This is a genomic window from Clostridium sp. chh4-2 (assembly GCF_002899675.1).
Classification (GTDB): Bacteria; Bacillota; Clostridia; order Lachnospirales; family Lachnospiraceae; genus CHH4-2.
Genome location: NZ_PKUU01000019.1, coordinates 16,800 through 37,457, shown reverse-complemented (window position 1 = coordinate 37,457; position 20,658 = coordinate 16,800). Strand labels below are relative to the sequence as shown.

At 45.0% G+C, this 20,658-nt stretch carries 17 protein-coding genes and 4 tRNA genes; 6 read left to right on the top strand and 15 right to left on the bottom strand.

The genetic code is table 11. The features are described 5' to 3' along the window. The first annotated feature begins 105 nt into the window (after positions 1-105). Positions 106-786, top strand: coding sequence for a response regulator transcription factor (locus C0033_RS18365; protein WP_103229357.1), 681 nt, complete (start codon positions 106-108; stop codon positions 784-786). 822 nt (positions 787-1,608) lie between these two features. Here the strand turns inward: C0033_RS18365 and C0033_RS27160 are convergent. From C0033_RS27160 to C0033_RS18330, 8 genes are all read right to left on the bottom strand, one after another. Beyond that, complete coding sequence (locus C0033_RS27160; RefSeq protein ID WP_180994810.1) at positions 1,609-1,755, bottom strand: hypothetical protein; 147 nt, start codon at positions 1,753-1,755, stop codon at positions 1,609-1,611. Between the two features lies 1 nt (position 1,756). Next, on the bottom strand, positions 1,757-2,926 hold the full coding sequence (locus C0033_RS18360) for a M20 family metallopeptidase (protein WP_103229356.1): 1,170 nt from the start codon (positions 2,924-2,926) through the stop codon (positions 1,757-1,759). A gap of 29 nt (positions 2,927-2,955) precedes the next feature. Further along, on the bottom strand, positions 2,956-4,356 hold the full coding sequence (locus C0033_RS18355; protein ID WP_242984545.1) for a Na+/H+ antiporter NhaC family protein: 1,401 nt from the start codon (positions 4,354-4,356) through the stop codon (positions 2,956-2,958). 112 nt (positions 4,357-4,468) lie between these two features. Further along, positions 4,469-5,389 carry a LysR family transcriptional regulator gene (locus C0033_RS18350; protein WP_103229355.1) on the bottom strand — a complete coding sequence of 307 codons (921 nt, stop codon included), beginning with the start codon at positions 5,387-5,389 and terminating at the stop codon, positions 4,469-4,471. Between the two features lie 56 nt (positions 5,390-5,445). Next, on the bottom strand, positions 5,446-6,843 hold the full coding sequence (locus C0033_RS18345; protein ID WP_146043790.1) for a sulfatase: 1,398 nt from the start codon (positions 6,841-6,843) through the stop codon (positions 5,446-5,448). 56 nt (positions 6,844-6,899) lie between these two features. Further along, positions 6,900-8,324: a sulfatase-like hydrolase/transferase gene (locus C0033_RS18340; RefSeq protein ID WP_103229353.1), complete on the bottom strand. Its 1,425-nt coding sequence runs from the start codon at positions 8,322-8,324 to the stop codon at positions 6,900-6,902. A 20-nt stretch (positions 8,325-8,344) separates the two neighbouring features. After that, the gene (locus C0033_RS18335) at positions 8,345-9,379 is read right to left on the bottom strand and encodes a LacI family DNA-binding transcriptional regulator (protein WP_103229352.1); all 1,035 of its coding nucleotides are present in this window, start codon (positions 9,377-9,379) and stop codon (positions 8,345-8,347) included. A 13-nt stretch (positions 9,380-9,392) separates the two neighbouring features. Next, positions 9,393-10,205: a hypothetical protein gene (locus C0033_RS18330; RefSeq protein WP_103229351.1), complete on the bottom strand. Its 813-nt coding sequence runs from the start codon at positions 10,203-10,205 to the stop codon at positions 9,393-9,395. Positions 10,206-10,331: 126 nt separating this feature from the next. Here C0033_RS18330 and C0033_RS18325 point away from each other — a divergent pair. After that, a tRNA-Val gene (locus C0033_RS18325) sits at positions 10,332-10,405 on the top strand. 150 nt (positions 10,406-10,555) lie between these two features. On the opposite strand, the gene C0033_RS18320 is transcribed toward C0033_RS18325, so the two are convergent. Then, a complete protein-coding gene (locus tag C0033_RS18320; protein WP_103229350.1) occupies positions 10,556-11,173 on the bottom strand; it encodes an Rpn family recombination-promoting nuclease/putative transposase in 618 nt (205 codons plus the stop codon). A gap of 565 nt (positions 11,174-11,738) precedes the next feature. Between C0033_RS18320 and C0033_RS26750 the strand changes: the two genes are divergently transcribed. After that, positions 11,739-12,653, top strand: a complete 915-nt coding sequence (locus C0033_RS26750) for a hypothetical protein (RefSeq protein ID WP_146043789.1) — start codon at positions 11,739-11,741, stop codon at positions 12,651-12,653. A gap of 138 nt (positions 12,654-12,791) precedes the next feature. On the opposite strand, the gene C0033_RS18310 is transcribed toward C0033_RS26750, so the two are convergent. Next, positions 12,792-13,628: a peptidoglycan recognition family protein gene (locus tag C0033_RS18310; RefSeq protein WP_103229349.1), complete on the bottom strand. Its 837-nt coding sequence runs from the start codon at positions 13,626-13,628 to the stop codon at positions 12,792-12,794. A 588-nt stretch (positions 13,629-14,216) separates the two neighbouring features. On the opposite strand from C0033_RS18310, the gene C0033_RS18300 reads away from it, so the two are divergent. Then, a complete protein-coding gene (locus tag C0033_RS18300) occupies positions 14,217-14,513 on the top strand; it encodes a tyrosine-type recombinase/integrase (protein ID WP_242984544.1) in 297 nt (98 codons plus the stop codon). Between the two features lie 17 nt (positions 14,514-14,530). On the opposite strand, the gene C0033_RS18295 is transcribed toward C0033_RS18300, so the two are convergent. The 3 genes from C0033_RS18295 to C0033_RS18285 all read right to left on the bottom strand — a co-directional run bounded on the left by C0033_RS18295 (position 14,531) and on the right by C0033_RS18285 (position 14,830). Continuing rightward, positions 14,531-14,603 (bottom strand) — tRNA-Gly (locus C0033_RS18295). Positions 14,604-14,644: 41 nt separating this feature from the next. After that, positions 14,645-14,715, bottom strand: a tRNA-Gly gene (locus tag C0033_RS18290). Between the two features lie 42 nt (positions 14,716-14,757). Beyond that, positions 14,758-14,830 (bottom strand) — tRNA-Phe (locus tag C0033_RS18285). Positions 14,831-15,005: 175 nt separating this feature from the next. Between C0033_RS18285 and C0033_RS18280 the strand changes: the two genes are divergently transcribed. Both C0033_RS18280 and C0033_RS27155 read left to right on the top strand, forming a co-directional pair. Beyond that, entirely contained in the window at positions 15,006-17,138 is a 2,133-nt protein-coding gene (locus C0033_RS18280; RefSeq protein ID WP_103229347.1) for a DUF3298 domain-containing protein, read from the top strand. Positions 17,139-17,140: 2 nt separating this feature from the next. Then, entirely contained in the window at positions 17,141-17,281 is a 141-nt protein-coding gene (locus tag C0033_RS27155) for a hypothetical protein (RefSeq protein WP_180994809.1), read from the top strand. A gap of 168 nt (positions 17,282-17,449) precedes the next feature. On the opposite strand, the gene C0033_RS18275 is transcribed toward C0033_RS27155, so the two are convergent. Together C0033_RS18275 and C0033_RS18270 are read right to left on the bottom strand one after the other, a co-directional pair. Beyond that, positions 17,450-18,685, bottom strand: a complete 1,236-nt coding sequence (locus C0033_RS18275) for an IS110 family transposase (RefSeq protein WP_103229346.1) — start codon at positions 18,683-18,685, stop codon at positions 17,450-17,452. Between the two features lie 990 nt (positions 18,686-19,675). Beyond that, positions 19,676-20,656 carry a mannonate dehydratase gene (locus C0033_RS18270; protein WP_103229345.1) on the bottom strand — a complete coding sequence of 327 codons (981 nt, stop codon included), beginning with the start codon at positions 20,654-20,656 and terminating at the stop codon, positions 19,676-19,678. Positions 20,657-20,658: the final 2 nt, after the last annotated feature.

Genomic DNA, 20,658 nt, shown 5'->3' with positions numbered 1-20,658 from the left:
ATTTTCGTATTTAGGGGCTATTTGTTTGACTTGTCTATCAGTAACTATTATAATGTAATTACTATTGTAGAAACGAAATTCATATAATGCAAGGGATATTATATTATGGCGGATAAAGTTTTAATTGTAGACGATGATTCAGCGATCAGAACTCTTTTGGAAAAGGTTATGAAAAGCAATGATTTGGAGACAGCCAGCGCGTCCAGCGGTCAGGAAGCACTGGATCTGTTGAAGAACAATTCTTATGATGTCATTCTGATGGACATCATGCTGGGAGATATGGAAGGATTCGAAGTGATCAAGCTCATTCGGAAGCAGGGGATTCAGACTCCTGTGATCATAATCAGCGGACGTGATGAGGATTATGATGCTTTATATGGTCTTTCTCTGGGCGCTGACGACTATATCACGAAACCTTTCCGCCCTTTGATTGTAGGAGCCAAAGTAAAAGCGCTGATCAGACGGGATAAAGGCCAGATGATGAATATGATCACCTGCGGCCCATTTACTTATGATACTTCAACTATGCGATTTTATAAAAACGGGGAAGAACTGGTTCTCTCTTCCAAGGAAAGCAGCCTGCTCCTTCTGTTTTTACAGAATCCAAACCAGATTTTTACAAAAGAGGCGATCTATGAACACGTGTGGGGAGACACCATTGCGGTGGACGACAATACAATTATGGTTTATGTAAACCGCGTCAGGAATAAGATCGAAGAAAACCCGGCAAAACCAGCCTACATTGTGACTGTAAGAGGCCTCGGATACCGGTTTGTGGTCAAATAAATAAGATTGGAAAATCTTTATTTAGTGGACTAAGAAACGCCGGAAAGAAGGGGGAACCTGGGCGGGCGGCGGAAATCATAAGGAATAGAGGATTCGAGTTTCGACCCTAAGAGGTACTAAGGCCGGCAGAAACGGAAAAAGGCAGCGCGGCGCCATTCACGATGAACTCCTGATGACTTCATCGTTCAAGGGCGCCTCAACTACTGATTCGGAATTCAGTGTTTGTCTGCCTTTTTCCGTTTCTGCCGGCCAAGTACCTCTAAGGGTCTGCAAACGATCCCCTATTCCTTATTATTTCCGCCGCCCGCCCAGGTTCCCCCTTCTTTCCGGCTGTTGCTTGACTAGCTGAGGATAAAAAAGATTTTGGGGATGGGAAAGTAATTTTTTACATCAACCGTGAAGTCTTTTTCAGAAATGCCTTCATGATTTAATGTAAAGGGTGAGGTCTTTTCATGAAATGACTTGACGTTTAAAGTAAAACCTGAAGGCATTTCTGAAAATCCCTTCACGATCTATATAAATGTAGTGCTACATAAACACCTACGCACCAATATTGTTTTTAACCAGGCCAGCAAAAACCAGCCCGGAATCGGGAGGCGGAGCCGGGAGACGAAGGTCGGAGGGGCCGTCCGGGCCGGGGAAGTAAGATGCAGACAGATCGGATCGTATGGAACCCCTTTAGAACATCTTAGGCCCGTAAGGGCAGAACGAGGCAGGTAGAAACTGATTTCCGTGTCAGTTTCTAAGGCGCCCTTGAGCAGCGAAGTCATAAAGAGTTAACTGCGAATGGCGCCGGCCTGCCTTGTTCTGTCCTTACGGGCCTTAGTTGTTCTTAGGGGCGAATCCCGAATCCGATCTGGCTGCATCTTCCTTCCCCGGCCCGGATGGCCCCTCCGACCTTCGTCTCCCGGCTCCGCCTCCCGATTCCGGGCGTACCCCTTTCGTCCTCCCCGTTAAATAACAATACATCCTATTGGTTTTTCTTCTTGCTCTCGGCGAATTCTTCTTTTACTTTATCCATAAGTCCGTCTGTCATAATCAGATCATATGCCGCTCCGGCAATCGCTTTGGCACCATGAATGATACAGTTATGAGCAGCTTCCGTCTTGCCTGCGTCCACATATTCCTGGGAATGAGACGCGGTTCCTTCCGGGACAAAAGCCACGCGGATGCAGGAACCTGGAATTTCGTACATTACATTTCCAAAATCTGTGGAACCTGTTTTTTCTCTTGGCGGTGCCAGCTGAACTGCACCGGCCAGTTTTGCATTTTCCATCAACAGGTCATTTAAAAGGAGAACGGGGATCTTGTTAAAGAACGTGGTGCCTTCCACTGAATCATACTCCACTCCGCCGATTAAAGCGGCTCCCTTAATGATATCGTGGAAACGGACGGTTACTTCTTCCAATGTCTTTTTGGAGAAGGAACGGATCGAAAACTCTCCAACAGCTTTGGCCGGAACCACGTTGGCCGGTCCGGGAAGCTCTCCTATGGTATAATGCATTCTCACGTCATCCGGCACATGCTCTCTCAAAAACTCGATTCCCTGGAATGCGATCAGCAGCGCGTCCAAAGCACTTCTTCCCTTTTCCGGTGCTAAAGCTGCATGAGCTCTTTTGCCCTTAAATGTGATCGTAAAGCTGTTCTGAGCCAGACATTTCACATCGGTACATGTATTTGGAGCGCCATGCATCATGAATGCCACATCCAGTTCTTTGAAACAGCCGTTCTCTATCATCGCGCATTTGGAACCGAATGTCTCTTCTGCCGGCGTGCCATAGACGATCAGCTGAAATGGACGGTCGGTTTCCATATCCTTTAACGCCACTGCTGCGCCCAGACAGGAAGGGCCCTGCATATGATGGCCGCATCCGTGTCCCAAACCTCTCAGCGCATCGTATTCACAGAGAATACCGATCACCGGACCGCCTTCTCCATGACTGTAAGTCGCGCGGAATGCCGTTTTAAATCCGCCGACTCCCATCTCAACAGCAAAACCCTGCTCCTTCAGATAATCGGTCAATAAACCGGCAGCCATTACCTCTTCGCCTTCGTATTCCGGATTGTCAAATATGGTATCCGCCATGGAAACCAATCTGTCTTTCTGTTCATCAACGATACTAAATAATTTTTCTTTCACTTAATTTTCTCCCTTCAGACTGCGATTACTTACATAGGACCAAATTTCATTGCCTGGGCAATCATCAAAAGCACTGCTCCGACAGCCAGCCAGATTAAGAACATCTTCCACATGAATTTCATCCAGCGGTCATAAGGAATGTTGGACGCACTGATAATTCCCATAAGGGCTGTTGAAGTAGGAAGAATATAGTTACAGAAACCATCACCAAAGTTAAAAGCAAGGATTGCAGTCTGACGTGTCATACCGATTAAGTCTGCCAAAGGTGTGATGATCGGCATAACTGCTGCCGCTTGTCCTGAACCGGATGTCAGGAACACATTAATAATGGTATTGGCAATCAGCATAGCCGGCGCCTGAAGTACGGCCGGAACAATATTTAAGCCGCCTGCGAGAGTATGTACAACAGTATCGATAATCTTTCCATCTGTCATGATTCCGCTGATAGCCTGTGCCAGACCAATAATAATAGCTGCGGAAAGCATCTTTTTACATCCCTCTAAGAAATTCTTAGAAATGGTGTTTCCATCAAATCCTGCAATCACACCTACCACAATTGCCATTCCGATGAAGATAGCAGCCGTTTCAGGCATATCCCATCCCATCTGTACGCTTCCGTAAACGATGGCAACTAAAGATGCAACCAGTGTGAGGATGATAAGAATCTTTCTCAGATCGATGGTTCCAAAAGAATCCAAATCACTTCCCGTGTTCAGCTCATTGTCCTTGTCCAGGTCATACATCGGGCTGACGGTAGGATCTTTCTTCACTTTTAATGCATAACGGATCAGATAAATATTGGTGATAACGTAGTAAACTGCGAAGCAGACTGCTCTGTACACAATACCGGAATACAACGGAAGTTCAGCAATCTTCTGAGCAACAACCGTGGTACTTGGGTTTAATGTACCGGTTGAGAAACCGATCGCTCCGCCCAACAGGATGATCGCAGCGCCAGTGATGGAATCCAGTCCCATAGCGAGAGACATCATAACCATAACCGGTGCAAATGCGATAAAGATATTAACACCCTGTGTCGTACATACAAGACCGAAAATTAATGTCAGAATTGGAATAAATACATAAAGATTGTTAGAAAATTTCTTCGCTGCCTTTGCGATTACCGCCTGCAGTGCGCCTGACTCTGTCAGCATATGGAACGCGCCGCCTGAGAACAGAATAACCAACAGCAAATCCACTCTCTTGATAAATGCTTTTACGATATAGAGAGGAATCAGGAAAATATTAACCGCGCTTCTTGGTAAATAATTAAACTGTGTCGGATCAATGACTTTAATTCCCTGAGCGTTTTCCACACGAACATATTCACCCGCAGGAATAATCCATGTCATCAGAACCGCAGCAACAATAATTGAAAATACAATGACAAAGCTGTGCGGCATTTTAAATCCTTTTTTCTTTTGCTTCATAAGAACCCTCCTAAAATAGTTTGATGTTCTAAGTATACAAAAGATTTAATTCCAGCACCATTAGATAATTTTTAATCAATTATTAGTTTTTCTTTATACATTTTATGCATTTTTAATAATTACAGCCGCAGTATTCTTTCAGCAGTTCTACTAAACGCTCTGTATAAGGGTGAAATACAAACCCCTTTCTGTAAGCTATTACCAATCTGGAACAATAGGGTTCATCCCCTATCAGGTAATAATTGATGTGTTTAAATCTGTCCATATTGCCGATATATCCGAGCCTGTTAAATCCTATGCCCAGTCCCTTTTCCACCATGGACATAATCGTCTCAAAATTGCTGATCTCTATAATGCGCCCCGGTTTTATCTGGGCCTGTTCCATGATGCGCTCCGCGGTAGTCCTCAGGCTCTGTCCTCTTTGAGGAAGAATAAATGTCTCCCGGTCCAGGCAGGAAACATTCAGGTGCTTAAAGCGGCTTCCCGGTATCTCATAAGCGCTCTGATTTGCACTGTGTCCGGCCGGAAGCGCCGCCAGAACCTGTTCCTGCCCGATCTCAATATAATCAGAGCCGGGAAGCTCATCCTTATAGACGCCAACCATCATATCAATCGAATTATCCATATACATCTTAACCAGTTCCGCATGCCTGCCTTCCCGGAACGTGAGTTCAATATCAGGATATTCCTTTATAAAACGCTCCAGAACGTAGGGCACTGTGGTGATCGCCCTGCGCATCTGTATTCCTACTCGGATCTGGCCGTTCCGTTTTCCCGATGCCAATTCCACCAGCTCGTCAAATTCCGCTTTCATCTCCAGCATTTTTTCCGCTCTTTTTACATACTCTTCCCCGATGGGCGTGAGTATGAAACATTTGCCGGTCCGTTCAAATAACTTCATCCCTAAATATTTTTCCAGATTGCTGATATACACGCTGAGAGCCGGCTGGGAAATATAAAGTTCCTCTGAAGCCTTGGAGATCGTCTGACACCTGGCCAGCGTGCAGACATATAATTGTTCTTTCAAGTTCATGGAACTCCCTCCTTCTCCTGTTATCTTACCATAAATGACAGGAGAATCAAAGAAATCTATACGTCAATTTTATTCTGAAGCACACCGGCCAATGCCGCCACATATTTTTTACATTCGGGAAGCATCACTTGGGAACCTGTGCTGTATGAATCTGTTGTACAGCAGATCGCTCCTTCCGGAAGTTTTACCTTTCCCTGTAAGAGAGGATCCCGGGTTTCCTCCTGCCACCGGGACAGCCGCCCTCTCATCTCTTCCAATACGCTCCGGTACTCTTCTTTTCCAGCCAGATTATGCCTCTCCTGGGCATCCAGCATCAGGTCATACAGCTCCTCCTTTGCATTGGCCCGCTCAAAATATCCATACCTATGGAACACCTCCTTTGACGCACTGTCGTCGATATGTACAGGCGGCGGAAAATCGTATGCGTTATCACCTCTGAAGATATATTTGTATTGGTGGGTTCTTATACATCTGACCGGTTCATAAGCCACATGATAATTGATCTCTGAAGCCACCTGCTCATTGATCTCAGCCTCCTCACCGTCCAAAATCGTCAAAAATGACTTTCCCTGGAGCCAATCAGGCTTTTCCATGCCCATAATATCACAAATGGTCGGAAATACATCCACATGGGAAAGCAGGGCATCGCTGACACAATGCCTGCGCGTCATTCCCGGATATCTGATGAGAAATGACACTCCGGTTCCATCGTCATACAGGTTGCATTTCATCATTGGAAACGGAAGCCCATGGTCTGTGGTGAAGAAAATAACCGTATTTTCATATTCACCGGCTTCTTTAAGCGCACTGACAATATCTCCGCAAAGGCGGTCTATGGTATTGACGGAAATCATCATGGCAGCCATATCCCGCCTGATCTCCGGGTTATTGGGAAGCGCTTTCGGCACCTGCACATAATCAACTTCATAATCATCAGGCACCCTTGGATACTCCCTATGCGTACATCCAAAACCAACCGCCATAAAAAACGGCCTGTCCCCTTCTTTTCTCGCCTTTAAGTAGGAAACCGCATTCTCCGCCGCCATCTCATCCTGCCATGTGTAAAGATCGCATTGAGGCATATCTTTTCTGTAATACTCCTGCGGATTCAGGCATCTCTCATATCCCAGCTTCTCCTCTTCATGAAGCTTGACCTCATGCTGAACGCCGGAAATAACCGTTTCAAAGCCGCGTTCTTTAAAATAAGACGCCATATGATGACTGCCATCGATCTGAAATCCCCGGTGCGACAATCCGATCAGCCCGTTGTTATGAGGATACTGTCCCGTCAGCATAGCTCCCCGGCTGGGCGAACAGGTGGGGCTGGCACAATACATGTTGGTAAATGCCATCCCATCCTTAGAAAGCTCCAAAAGGTTAGGGGTTTTCACCGGATAACCATATGTTTCAAGATATCTGCCTATATCGTGTGTATTCAAATATAATACATTCATACCTTCCTCTTTTCCGCCGCCCACAGCGGCACTCTATTCACGGAGCTTTTATCTCCTTACCCAATTTTCGGATACTCTTTGGCGGTATTCCCGCTCCACCGCTCCGAATCATCGACCCCCACCTGCTTTTCCCAGGCAGCCATCCACTTTGCCGCCTGTGCACGGTCGGCCTGTTCCCGCTCGATTGCGGAAGCATTAAAGCCGGCTCTGTAATAATCCCTGAACTTTTTTGCCTCTTCCGGATAATCGTGAATTACATTCTCCGTCTCCTTCGGATCCTGTTCCAAATCAAATAAGATATCCCGGTCTTCATATCCGCTGTATACCATGTATTTCCACTTGCCTCTTCGGAGCATCAGACCGTAATGGGACCTTCCGCCGGTTTTTTCCAACATTTCACTCACAATCATGCGGTCAGAGCTCTGACCGTTCATAACCGGAATCAAACTTTCCCCATCCTGGCCCGGCACCTGCGAAACGCCTGCCCAGCTGCACAGCGTCGGCCCCAAATCCATAATACCCGCCAGCTCTTCAATCTGTTTTCCCTGAGGAATACCGTCCCCTTCAAACATCATCGGAATCTTAGCCGATGCCTCGAAAAATGTACATTTACCAAAAATGTCGCGCTCACCCACCTGATCTCCATGATCGGAAAGATAACAGAACAACGGCTTACTCCCTCTCTTTTTCGTAAATTCCCGGAACGCCTCCCGCACTTGACCGATCTTCTGATCCGTATATTCAATCAGAGCCAGATAGGCGGCCTGAGCCTTCAGCGCAGTTTCTTCATCCACTATATTCTTCCTGTTTTCCAGAACCGCATTAAAATAATCCGGGGTTTCGTGGAACATAGAAGGAAGCGAAACACGTTTTCTATATTTTTCATAGAGCGCCGCAGGAGCCACATAAGGAAAATGAGGCGCATACGTCCCCACCACAATCAGCTGAGGCTTTTCGTGATCCTGGTTCAGATAATCCAAGGCCGTCTGTATCACCGTCTCATCGTAATTCACAACAGGAGTTTCCCCTCCTCCAATCACCTTAACGCATCCCCGGGCATCATAAGTCCCGTTAAACACGCCCCGCTCCTCCTTCAGCTTCTCCACCGGCCGGTTCCAGGAAACGGGAGTCATATCTTTAGCAAGCCGTTTGGTAAACCCATGCCTCTGATCTTTTCCCACAAAATGCATGCGGCCGATCAAAACCGTCTCATATCCGGCCTCCACAAACGGATGCAGAAATGTCGGCATAATATCCGGAATCGTATCTAAATTAGTCATAACCCCGTTCTTAGACGGCAGTTTCCCAGTCAGCATAGACATTCTGGCCGGAACGCAGAGCGGGCAGGAAGTGTAGCACTGGCTGAAACTGGTGCCGGATGCGCAGACCTCATTCAAAACAGGGGTTTCCGCCTTCCCCCCTCCAAAAGCAGACCATAACGGGCTGTGCTGGTCACTGATAAACACTAATATATCCTTCATTCTTATCTCCTTCCGATAAATTACATAACAGATTCTTCTATCAAAATCTGTGAATCCACATAGCGCCTTTCCCTCTCCGGCATCTTATTGCTGATCAGGTAGTTGAATATCTCTTTTCCTGCCAGATATCCATGGCGATAAGGATTTTCTTCAATGGCAAATGTGATCTTTCCTTCTCTTAAATACCTCCCCACATTTTCGCGGTAACCAAAGGAAAATATAGCCAGATCCTGTCCCCTTCCGGTCTCCTCCGCCGCCTGATAAACGGCATCCAGATACCTTGTATGAGCGTACAGCGCCTGGACATCCGGATACTTTTTCAGCGCATCCAGCGTTTTTTTGTACACATCTTTGGCGTCTTCTCTGTACTCGATCACTTCCTGCACCGGAAAATGTTTCCTGTACTCAGTAAGATACTCCTGAAATCCTTTGATCTTCTGCACACGGGCCAAAACATTCTTTTCTATTGTCAGAATTAAAACGGATTCCAGGTCCGGAACGCATTTTAACAGCATATTGGCGGCCATGCGGCCTTCTTTCTCATGGTTCTGCCCCACATAACAGAGTGGGGTAAAATCTTCCAGCTCCGAGGTGCAGGTCACCACCGGAATACCCGATTTTGTCATCTCGCTCAGAAGTTCCCTTATCTGCGGATGATTCACCGGCTTGATAATCAGGCCGTCATACCGTCCTTCCGATACCTGCTTTATATATGCCGCCTGCCCGTTCCATGTCTGCTCCTTCAGATAAAAATACTCCATGGAAATATTATAATCCTTCCACTCTTCACAAATCTGGTCCAGGCCCTTTTTTAAGCTGAGCTGAAATACGTTTTCTCCCGGTTCCTCCATGATTACTGCCACTTTAAGATTCTTTTTTCTCAGCATCATCGCACGGGCCAGCATATTGGGTTCATAGTTCATCTGGCGGCAGATCTCCAGAATCCGGTCGGCCTTTTCCTTTTTAACATTGCCGCGGTTGTGTAAAACCCGGTCCACGGTGCCGATGGACACGTCCGCCATCTTTGCAATCTCCCTAATCGTAATATCAGACATCCTCTGCCTCCATCTAAAATTCCACGGTTATCACCTGGGTGCAGCTCAGCGATTCCTTATATCCCAGCATTCTTGTGCCCGGACGGTCTGTCAGGCGGTTTCCGGAGCCGTTATATCCGCTCCACGGCTCAATGCAGACAAACCCGGGGATTCCAGGCATGCTCCAAAGCAGTACATAAGGAAATCCTTTGCACTCCACTCTGACACGGCAGCTCCCATCGCATCGCTCCAGCTGAATCCACTCTGATTCCAGCTGTTCAAACAGAATCCTCTTGTTGTCAAATAAATTCTTCGTGACCGGCATCACATCGCTGCCCCGCAGCTCTCCCGCCTTCTGACAGCGGAACTGATATTGGGTAATATCTTCCCCCGGAATTAACGGACATGCATACCCTGTATGGAATCCCAACTGTGCGGGCATATCCCTCTGATCTTCATTGGTAATCGTGCAGGTAGTAATTATCTGACTGCCCTCCAGTTTATGAACCGTCTCAAAGGAAAAATCCCATGGCCACCGTTCCTCATTCTTCTTCCAATGAAACAGATATCTCAGCATATGATCTGACTGTTCCGCCAGCTCGTGCCCATACTCTCTTACAAAACCATGTTCTCTTGCGGAATATCGTCTCCCCTCCGCTTCAAAGTAACCGTCGTTGATCTTCCCGCACCACGGCGAGCACACCGGGGCCGTCCAGGGCCATATCTCAGGATCACAGTCCCATAATACGGATCTCTCTGGGTCCCCTTTTACAAGTATCTTCTTCAGTTCCGCTCCCCGTCTGTCCGCTTCCAGAATCAAACATTCATTTTCAATCTTATCCATCATAAACTCCCCCTATATCCAGACTGTGTACGTACACAGTTTTATAGTGTCAGCATATCACATTCAAGAATATATTTCAATTAAAACTTCCTATTGAATTTCTGAATCACAGTGCTATAATTGTTGTATGGAAGTATAGCTCAGCCGGGATGAGCGTTCGCCTCACACGCGAGAGGTCATGGGTTCGAGCCCCATTACTTCCATTTTTTATTGCGTAAATATAAGCAAAATGCCCCTTTATGCCATCATATTTTTATAAATGTTTTGGGAAATCATTTGATTGGCAGATAACCGTCTGCCAGACATGAGTCCCGCCCGAAAAGGCGGGGCTCCTATGAATTGATATTATAGATTTAAAGAGTTAAATTGTATTTGTCCAGCATTTCTTTCCGGTAGGCTTCATCTGCCAGAAGGCGTTCTACCGGGTTTTCGATCCCATCTGCCATCATTCTGGTTATCAGGGTAAGCATGGCTTCCCCGCCTTCTTCCCGTCCCTCTTCCAGTATTTCGGTCCGGAGTTCTGCCATCTCATCTTCCATATATTCCGCTATGGTCATATACTTCACCTCCAAATTCCGATCCGCCTTCATTCGGCTGATTTTATCATGGATTTTTATAATTGTTTCATCTTTGGTTTCATTTGCATAAGAATCCGTGCTCTCCTCCACATAATGAAGGAAATGAATCAAAGCTTGTGAAACTCCATCCGAATCTTTTCCTTTGGTATTCAGAAAAATCTTCGTAACTTGGTCTCCTAGGGGCTTCCCAGTTTCTATACAGCGATTTTCAAATGTATAACAATATTTTCCATCTGCAAATGGATCGAATGTGCAGATAAAAATTACATAACAAGGCTTTAAATCACCAAAACTTTCACCCGGTTTCAGTGAAACAATATCCATCTCCGCCTGATGATACCGGCTTCGTTTTGCTAAATCTCCCCGGTCCTGAAATGTTTTCTTCTGTGCCATAATTCCTCCTGATTTTTATATGGCACTCAGGGCATTCCGCTTATAATTTGATTATATGGTTTTACAGAAAATATTGCAATATGTGGTTTTCAAAATCCTATACAGCTTTTACAGCTGTTCAGACATCATAAGGCTGAATCATTACTGTCTTTTACGCAACAAAAAAGCCCAGTAAATACTGGGCATAAAAAGAGCGCGAGACGGGACTCGAACCCGGTCTTATCTATGAGCACAAACTGCATAATACCGATATTCCTTGTAAATACGACATTCTTGATCTTGTATATGTCTAAACTTTCATATTAATATAAGAAGAAATATGCATATTTATATGGGTATGCAACACGGAAATGCAACACGAAATTCATTGTACAGATAAAGGCGAGGTCACCACAGACCTGCTCTCATTATTGTTCTGCTTTAATGTCTTAACAGGTATATTCTTAATTTTGTCACAATTTGATATCTTTCTTTATTTTTTTCTGATAGTTACATTTTCGTATTATTGTGATATAATAAACATGTATCTGTAATTAAATATTATTATATATAAGGAGAAGTGGGTATGAAAAAAACAAGTTTCAAAATCATGTTAGCAACTCTATTATTAAGTAGTGTTTGTTCATTCACCGCATTGGCAGGATGGGAACAATCAGAGAATGGCTCCTGGAAGTATTATAGTTCTGAAGATGGTTCAATTGTTACTAATGAATGGAAGCAATCAGGTAATGATTGGTTCTTTATGGATGAGAACGGCAATATTGCTGTAAATGCAATTATTGAAACAGATGGAAATTTTTATTACACCAATTCTGACGGGATTATGGTGACAAATCAATGGGTACTGTCTGATGATAACAAATATTATTATGCTGGTCCTGATGGAGCATTTTTAATATCTACTACAACTCCCGATGGGTATACCGTTGACCAGCATGGGGTATGGGATCAAAGCATTCCTCAACATGCAAATTCTTCTCAAACTACTAATGCTTTTGTTGATATACAAATACCTGAACCTACAGGCTATGGTACTGTTAAGGGAAATGTTACATGGCAATATAATAAATATATTGGCACTAAGGCAGATGTAGGAGCCCTCGTATATTTAATACCTTTAGATTATAGTATAAAAGGCGGGAATAATGAAAACTTATCCATGTGTATGAACACCAAAGGCGCCAACGGCGTATATTATGCAAAAGTTGATGGATTTGGACAATATATATTTGATAACGTACCTTGTGGAAAGTATCGGATCTTTATAATATCAGATAATACTACAGGTTCCAAAAGGTTTAAGGATGAGGCAGCTTGGGAAGAACGGATTGATGCGCTATTCGGAAATATTTTGACAGATGATGAACTTGAAACTTTTAAAACAATGCTTGGTTTTGATAGTTTTTATACAGAAACCATAGAAATTTTTAATGGAATGACAAATACTATTTCACATGATTTCGGATATACCTATATTTAGCATTGTCTCCATATTATAAAAATATTTCTTCACCGCTTATGCCAGCACATAATGAAATTATCAAATACACAACTGTAATAGTATGCTAAACTACTTTATTTGCATTAAAGAGCGAGGTTTATAGCCTCGCTCCTTTTTTTACTCTACCAGTCCCGGATACTGCAATGCTCCATCCTCATCTGGTGTCAATGTCACTGGCTCCGTTGTCATCTTACCCTCCTGATCCAGGTAATACCATTTTCCCTCGCTCTCGCGTAAACCTTTTACCATTGCTCCATCTGTGCCAAGATAATACCAGTCTCCTTTGTATTGATACCATGTATCCGACACCATGATTCCATCCCCATTAAACCAATACCATTTATCCTTATCCTTGTACCAATTATTTGATACATAATTTCCAGTATCCCCTAGATAAAAGCGCCAGCCGTCGTTTTCTTCCATCCAACCCGATTTCTTTGTATTTCCAACTCCTAATGCATTTTTAAACTCCATCCATGTATGGCTTGTTGTATTGTAAACATATGGATTTGGACAGATTTTACCCGTTACATCATAATGGCGAATTACATGGTCTGCAGAAACGTTGTACTTTGCCATCAGCTCCTTAGTCAGTTCAATCGCCGCCTGAACCGTGGCGTCCTCAAAGTACCAATCATGGCTCGTATCTGCCTGACTTCCTTTATTCCGAACACACATTTCAATTCCAAGACTATTCGCATTGCGGCACTCCGGATGCACGTATGTTTTTGCTCCACAATGCCAGGCAATGTTGTGATCTTCCACACTTTGCCAGATGCTTCCATCAAAATTAACATAATAGTGTGCAGAGGCATTGCGATCACCACCAGCATACCATTTACAGTTAGCTTCAGCGCTACCTGTAGCTCCTACATAATGGATGACAATATATTTGATCCTGTCAGCAGTTCCTTCCTTATGGTTATACGGGGTAAGTAGCTTTTTTATCTCCATCTTTTTTCCTCCTTGTATTATACTTACTGCCATTATAGTACTGAATATAAATAATTGTAAGTTCTTTGCTCATACTATTACAATTACTTTACATACAGCTTAGGAAACTTGATAAGGCTCGGATCTCTCCAGGCCCAAAAAAGGTGTGACATTACAACCGTTGCGACATCGCAACAGCTCCAGCTTAACCCTGTCGGCCGGGAGATAAGGGACCACCTCCTTTCAGGCTGGCTTGTCCAATTCCGGAAGGCCGGCCACAGATGTCAATAATGACAAGATTCCGGCCAATACAGAGGCAGATGCCACCATAGCCCAACTTACATCCCCGGTACTGCGGCCGTACCGATCGTAGCAACCGCCGTTTGTGCTACTGTTTTAACCGCGCGGATCCCCGCAGCTCTTAACCACTTTTTAGTCTTCTCACTCATTTTACAGTCCTCCTCTGCTTATTAAATATAAAATACCAGCTGCCACCGCTGTTCTGATGGAGCTGGTTATGGATGTGAAGAAAGACTTTTTTGTGCTGGACCCAGAAACCGGCGGCATCGGATTCCTTCTTACATAAAAGATCTGATTGATCGTGTTGATGTGGATGACTTAGTACCAATCAGCGGCAAGGCTTTATATCACCGCTGGATCAAGCTGCAGGATGATAACAGCATGGAACACATTACCTTCCATGACCTCAGACATCTGAATGCCTCAATCATGGCACTGCTCCGGATCCCTGACAAATACGCCCAGGAACGTGGTGGATGGAAGTCTGATAAGGTAATGAAAAAAATATATATGCAAACTTTTTCAGAAGAGCGGAAAAGAGTTGATAACATCACTGACACATACTTTGAAAATACGATGCAACACAACAACAAAAAAGCCCAGTAAATACTGGGCATAAAAAGAGCGCGAGACGGGACTCGAACCCGCGACCCCGACCTTGGCAAGGTCGTACTCCACCAACTGAGCCACTCGCGCATACACAAAATATAATATAACACGGATTTTAAAATCCGTCAAGCGGGTGATGGGAATCGAACCCACGTATCTAGCTTGGAAGGCTAGTGTTCTACCATTGAACTACACCCGCGTGGAACTCTTAAAGTATTCAATGCACTCCAAAAGAGTACAATGCCTTGGACCGGAATCGAACCAGTGACACGAGGATTTTCAGTCCTCTGCTCTACCAACTGAGCTACCAAGGCATATCCGCGACAGTGGTTATTTTACTTTATTATGCGGCATTTGTCAATATAGAAATTGAAAAAAAATCATTTTTTTATACAAAGCTCTGTCCTGTGCTTCCGTTATTTGGTATAATGATGCGTATACCTTATACTTCAGGCAAAAATGATTCCGATTGAAAGGATGTAAAATACTATGTACTGTTCTAATTGCGGCAAAGAATTGCCGGACGGCACAAAATTCTGCCGCCACTGCGGCCAACAGCAGGAGGATCTTATTATTGCCCCTCCGCCGGAAAAAAAGCCAAAGAAAACATTGAAAATAATCTTAATTGCCGCTGCATTTCTGATTGTAATACTGGCTGCGGTACTGATCACACCATTTTGTATGCAAAAATTCAACCAAAAACGGTATGATATGAAGCTTGCTGCCGGACAGCGTTACCTGGATGAGATGGATTATGAGCAGGCTGTTATCGCTTATCAGGCCGCCATTAAAATCGATCCTAGGAATTTGGAAGCATACATAGAGCTCTCCGACGCCTATTTGGGCCTGGATGACTCAGAGTCAGCCGCCAGGATATTGGAACGGGCGGTAGATATCGTCACTTCCGGATATGAAGACCGGGAAGATATCATCGGCGACAGCGGAGCTGTTATCACAAAACTGGCAGAAATCCGCATGGAAGATAAAGATTTTTCGGAAGCCCGCGATTTATACGAAATTGGTAAAAAATATCTCCCCGAACGTGATTGGGAGTCCGAAGAAGAAACGCTGACAGAAAATGAACGGAAACTTTACCAGAAATATATTGTTGAAACCCTGATCCCGGCTTATGGAACAGCGAAATTGGATAAAAGCATTTACGATTCCTATATATGGCAGGAGAATATGTGGGACCCTTCTCCATTTACAGGAATTGTAAGCATTGTAATTGATGATCTGAATAAGGATTCCTCTCTCGATATGGCAGTCGTGATCAGCCGCGCAGACGAGAAAACCGGGGGCGACGGCACTTATACCTACAGCGATAAATCCTTTGACCTCTGTCTGTACCAGCTGGAACATGGTGCTGTTGCTGAAAAACACATTGTAAAAGATGTGGGTACGCTGGAAGACCAGTGTTTCGGCTATATCGCCGCCATGAATTATATGAACGGCGATGACCGGTATCTCTGCATTAAAACCGGCGCCGACACCAATATGGAATATGCCTATAGTGAGATCCGGGTTTATCAGGTAATCGGCAGCCGTTTTCAGCTTCAAACAGGCTTCCGGCACAACTATTCCGAAAGCGAGCACCTGGTTGAGCTGAAAGATTCCGGTGAACCGGTCAACCTGCGTTTCATCACCCATTGGGGAACTGTGGACAGCGATGGAAGGGATTTGTCTTCGGATACAGGCAATACCGGGGAATATACCTCCATGACGGAAGCCATGAGCTATGCAGAACAGACTTTGGAGCAGTATGGCGCATTGATATACTGGAATAATATGAACGCTGATATGATGGCTGATACCCCCAATCTGTTAGGGGCTTATACCACCATAAAAGAGGACGTTTCCTCCTATCCTAATTATATTGTAAAAGTTTACGATAACAGCGACCTTCGCAGTCTGTTGGAAAAGAGCCGTTTAGACCGCCTGAAGGCCTCCACCTCAGGCCCCGCATACATAACAGAAAGTAAAATCACCAATGTCCTTAAAAATGACGCCGGCAATGATATCTGCTACATCGATATCTCTTACCCTCAAATTACACCAGCCAAAGGGCTGGATGGCGCCGGTAAAATCAACGAATTTTTTGAAACCACAAACAAGAAGATCAATGATGACATGATCACCTCCGTAACCAGTGATAATGACGAATACGATATCCCCTATCCATATGAACAGTCCTCCAGCTATTCCGTCGGCCTTAATACAGGAAAAGTTCTGGGAATTTGTGTGGACAGCTATGATTATTACGGCGGCGTTCACGGCTATGAGGCTCTTCTCTATTATAACTTTGATATGTTCACCGGACTAAGCCTGTCACTTTCGGATATCGCAGTTGATTCCTCACAGTTTCAATCATTTTTAAAACAGGAAATCCTCAACCAGATATGGGCCAACAATGACCAGGAAGCATTGTTCCCCGATTACCAGACAACTCTCCAGAATTACGATTTAAACACCAACTGGCTCCTGGACGAAACAGGCTTCACCTTTGTATTCAATGCCTATGAACTGGGCAGCTACGCTTCAGGAGGCTTCACCTATACCGTTCCATACGAAACCTGCACACCCTATCTAAACCAATACGGAAAAGCAATCACTTCAAAGTAAAATTGTTATTTAACGGGGTTGGCGGAAGGTACGCACAGAACCAGGAGGCGGAGCCGGGAGAGGCAGGTCGGAGGAGCCGTCCGGGCCGGGGAAGGAAGTATGCCGCCGTATGGGATTCGGGATTCGCCCCTAAGAACAACTAAGGCCCGTAAGAACAGAACGAGGCAGGCCAGCGCCATTCGCAGTGAACTCTTGATGACTTCGCTGCTCAGCGGCGCTTTACTGTGAAACATAACCTTCTGGGGAGCTAAAAAAGCGCAGACTACCCCTATCAAGCTTTTTCACATTCTTTTTGAACTTAGCTGAATGGATCAGGCGGTAGCTGCCGGGGCCTCCCAGCCAAGTGCTTTTAATTTTTTTAGGTACGCATTAATCTTGCGTTCCTTATTGAACCGGTTGTAATAATCGGCTCCTAAATCTTCGAAAACCACACCATCCTTCAGGATATGATAAATGGCTATCAGCATTGAATGGGCGACTGCCACATAGGCTCGCTTCTTTCCCCGGTGTGCGCTGATCCGCATAAACTGGGCATAGAAGTAGGAATTCTTGTTTTTTACCGCGGCATGAGCACACGTAATCAGGGTTGTCCGCAAGAGCGCATTCCCCTTTCTGGTTTTGCCTGCCTTCCTCTTTTTGGCACTCTCATTATCTCCAGGACATAATCCTGCCCACGAAGAAATATGCCGGTCTGTAGGGAACCGGCTCATGTCTGCACCAATAACCGCAATGGTTGCCTGGGCGCTGGTATTCCCGATCCCGGTTATGCTCTGGATCGCCTCGGCTGCCTGTTTTTCTTCCGGCTTCATAAAGTTATCAATCTCATCATCCAAATTTTTGATATGGATATTGAGCTCATCCAAATGAATCAGCAGTTCTTTCATCATCCGGCGCTGAAGAGGAGTCATAACACCATTAAGATCATCAATGATTTGTTCTTTTGATGCTTTGAGGCTATGAGAAATCAGATTCTTTTTATACATCCTGTCATACTGCGCCTCATCCATGGATTCTCCGGTAAGCAGAAACTCTAAAATGTGGCGTGCACTTTTCCCATTAATGTCAGCTACTGTGCCAGATAATTTGATGTTGGCACCTTCCAGCATTTTTTGAAGGCGGTTTAGCTCCCTGCTGCGCTCGCCGACAAGGCTTTTGCGGTAACGGACCAGTTCTCTGAGTTCCCGCTGGTCCTTATCCGGAATATAGCTTGGTTTAAGCAGGCCATGCTGAAGAAGATCAGCAATCCATTCTGCATCTTTTACATCCGTCTTCCTGCCTGGAACTGCTTTCATATGGTGGGCATTAACCACCATAGCTTTCAGTTCAGAAGATTCAAGGATGTTATATAAAGGCTTCCAATAAGAGGCTGTACTCTCCATAGCGACGATCTCACAGCCGCCGTCTTTGAGCCAGTCTGTCATTTCAAGAATCTCTCTAGTAGTGGCACCGAACTCATGAACTTCCTGCTTGCTACCTTTCCGAAAGCAGGCAACGATGAGTTTTTTGTGCACATCAATCCCACAACAATTATCGTAAATTTTTTCCATATGGACACCTCCAGGATAAATTTACGGCACGGTACTCTGTCAGTTATTATTTTACTGTACGTCCTTCTGCCGCAAGCGGCTAGACAGATGGTGGTGCAAATGAGAGTACCTAAAATCAGTTTAAAAAACGGGCTGCCAGCCCAAAAGCAACGCGATTTTTGCCGTTAAGTCCAGTATAGTCATAACTGATAATACAATCAATCCCTCACAGTCAAACAGTTTCATTTATGGTGGTGCCAGGTGTGAAGGCATGGGGGTTTAAAAACTGAGACGGAAATCAGTTTTTACCTGCCTCGTTCTGCCCTTACGGGCCTAAGTAGTTCTAAAGGGGTTCCATACGATCCCATACGGCGGCATACTTCCTTCTCCGGCCCGGACGGCTCCTCCGACCTGCCTCTCCCGGCTCCGCCTCCCGATTCCGTGCTGGTTTTCGCTAGCCTGGTTAAAAACAATATTATACATTGGTACTTACGTAAAGCCAAATTTACATAGATGATGAAGGGATTTTCAGAAACGACTTCAGGTTTTACTTTAAACGTCAAGGCATTTCGCAAAATGACCTCACCCTTTACATTAAATCGTGAAGGCATTTCCGTAAATACCTTCACCCTTGATGTAAAATTTACTCTTCCATCGACTAAATCTTTTTTCCTCAGCTAGCCAAGCAACAGCCGGAAAGAAGGGGGAACCTGGGCGGGCGGCGGAAATCATAAGGAATAGGGGATCGTTTGCAGACCCTTAGAGGTACTTGGTCGGCAGAAGCGGAAAAAGGCAGACAAATACTGAATACCGAATCAGTATTTGAGGCGCCCCTTGAGCAGTGAAGTCATCAGGAGTTCACTGCGAATGGGCGCCGCTCTGCCTTTTTCCGTTTCTGGCGGCCTTAGTACCTCTTAGGGTCGAAACTCGAATCCCCTATTCCTTATGATTTCCGCCGCCCGCCCAGGTTCCCCCTTCTTTCCGGCGTTTCTTTCTAAACTAAATAAAGATTTACATGTTTACTTCTGCAATTGCGCAGTTTAGTAGTGCCTTCATGTAGCCCAGGCTGTATGCAACGGAGGAATCTTCTCCGCCGCAGGACTGCGCATAGATCGGCACATGGTCTACGTGGATCAGGCCGTCGTAATCGCAGGATACGAACTGTTTCATTACTTTGTACATGTCCATATAGCCGTCCTCTAAAAGAGTTTCCTCGAAATACGGCACTGTGCCGCTGACGTTGCGGAAATGTACGATCAGAACTTTTTTCTGTTCTACGAAGTACTTGATGTCTTCCAGAACGTTTCCAAAGCCTTCTCCGCCTTCCAGCCAGCATCCGATACACATCTTCATTCCCAGATACGGGCTGTTTCCAGCCAGCTCGAATGCGTGTTTATAGTCGGCTGCGGAAGTGATCAGGTTGCTGATTCCCTTCAGGCAGGCCACAGGTGGATCGTTAGGATGAAGGGCAATCTTTACATTGGCTTCTTCGCAGACCGGTAAAACGCGGTCTAAAAAGTATTTGAAGTTATCCCACATCTCTTCTTTTGTAAATAATCTTCCATGGCTGTATGGATGTGTTTCCAATTCTTTAATATCCACAATTCTTCCGATTGCGCCCCTTGTATGTTCCCCTACGCCAAAACGCGTGGTAAGCACCTGGTTTGGTTCCCATGTCATATAGACAATACGGATTCCCGCTTTTCCCAGAACTCTGTTAAAATCGTTGTAGCGCTGTATCGCTTCATCGCGTCCGGGCAGAGCCAGATGCATTGCCGCATTTTTATAAATGGCGGTGTTGCCCGCATCTGTCGCTACCAAACCAAATTTATTCAGCCTTTCCATAAAACGCATAACTGAATCATAATCCGTATGCTCATCTTTAAACATTACATATACATATTTAACGCCCATCTGTGTCAAAAATAAGAGCTGTTCATCCGTATAATCTGAAACCACTTTGTGCTGTACACGAATTTTTGTTCCTAACATTA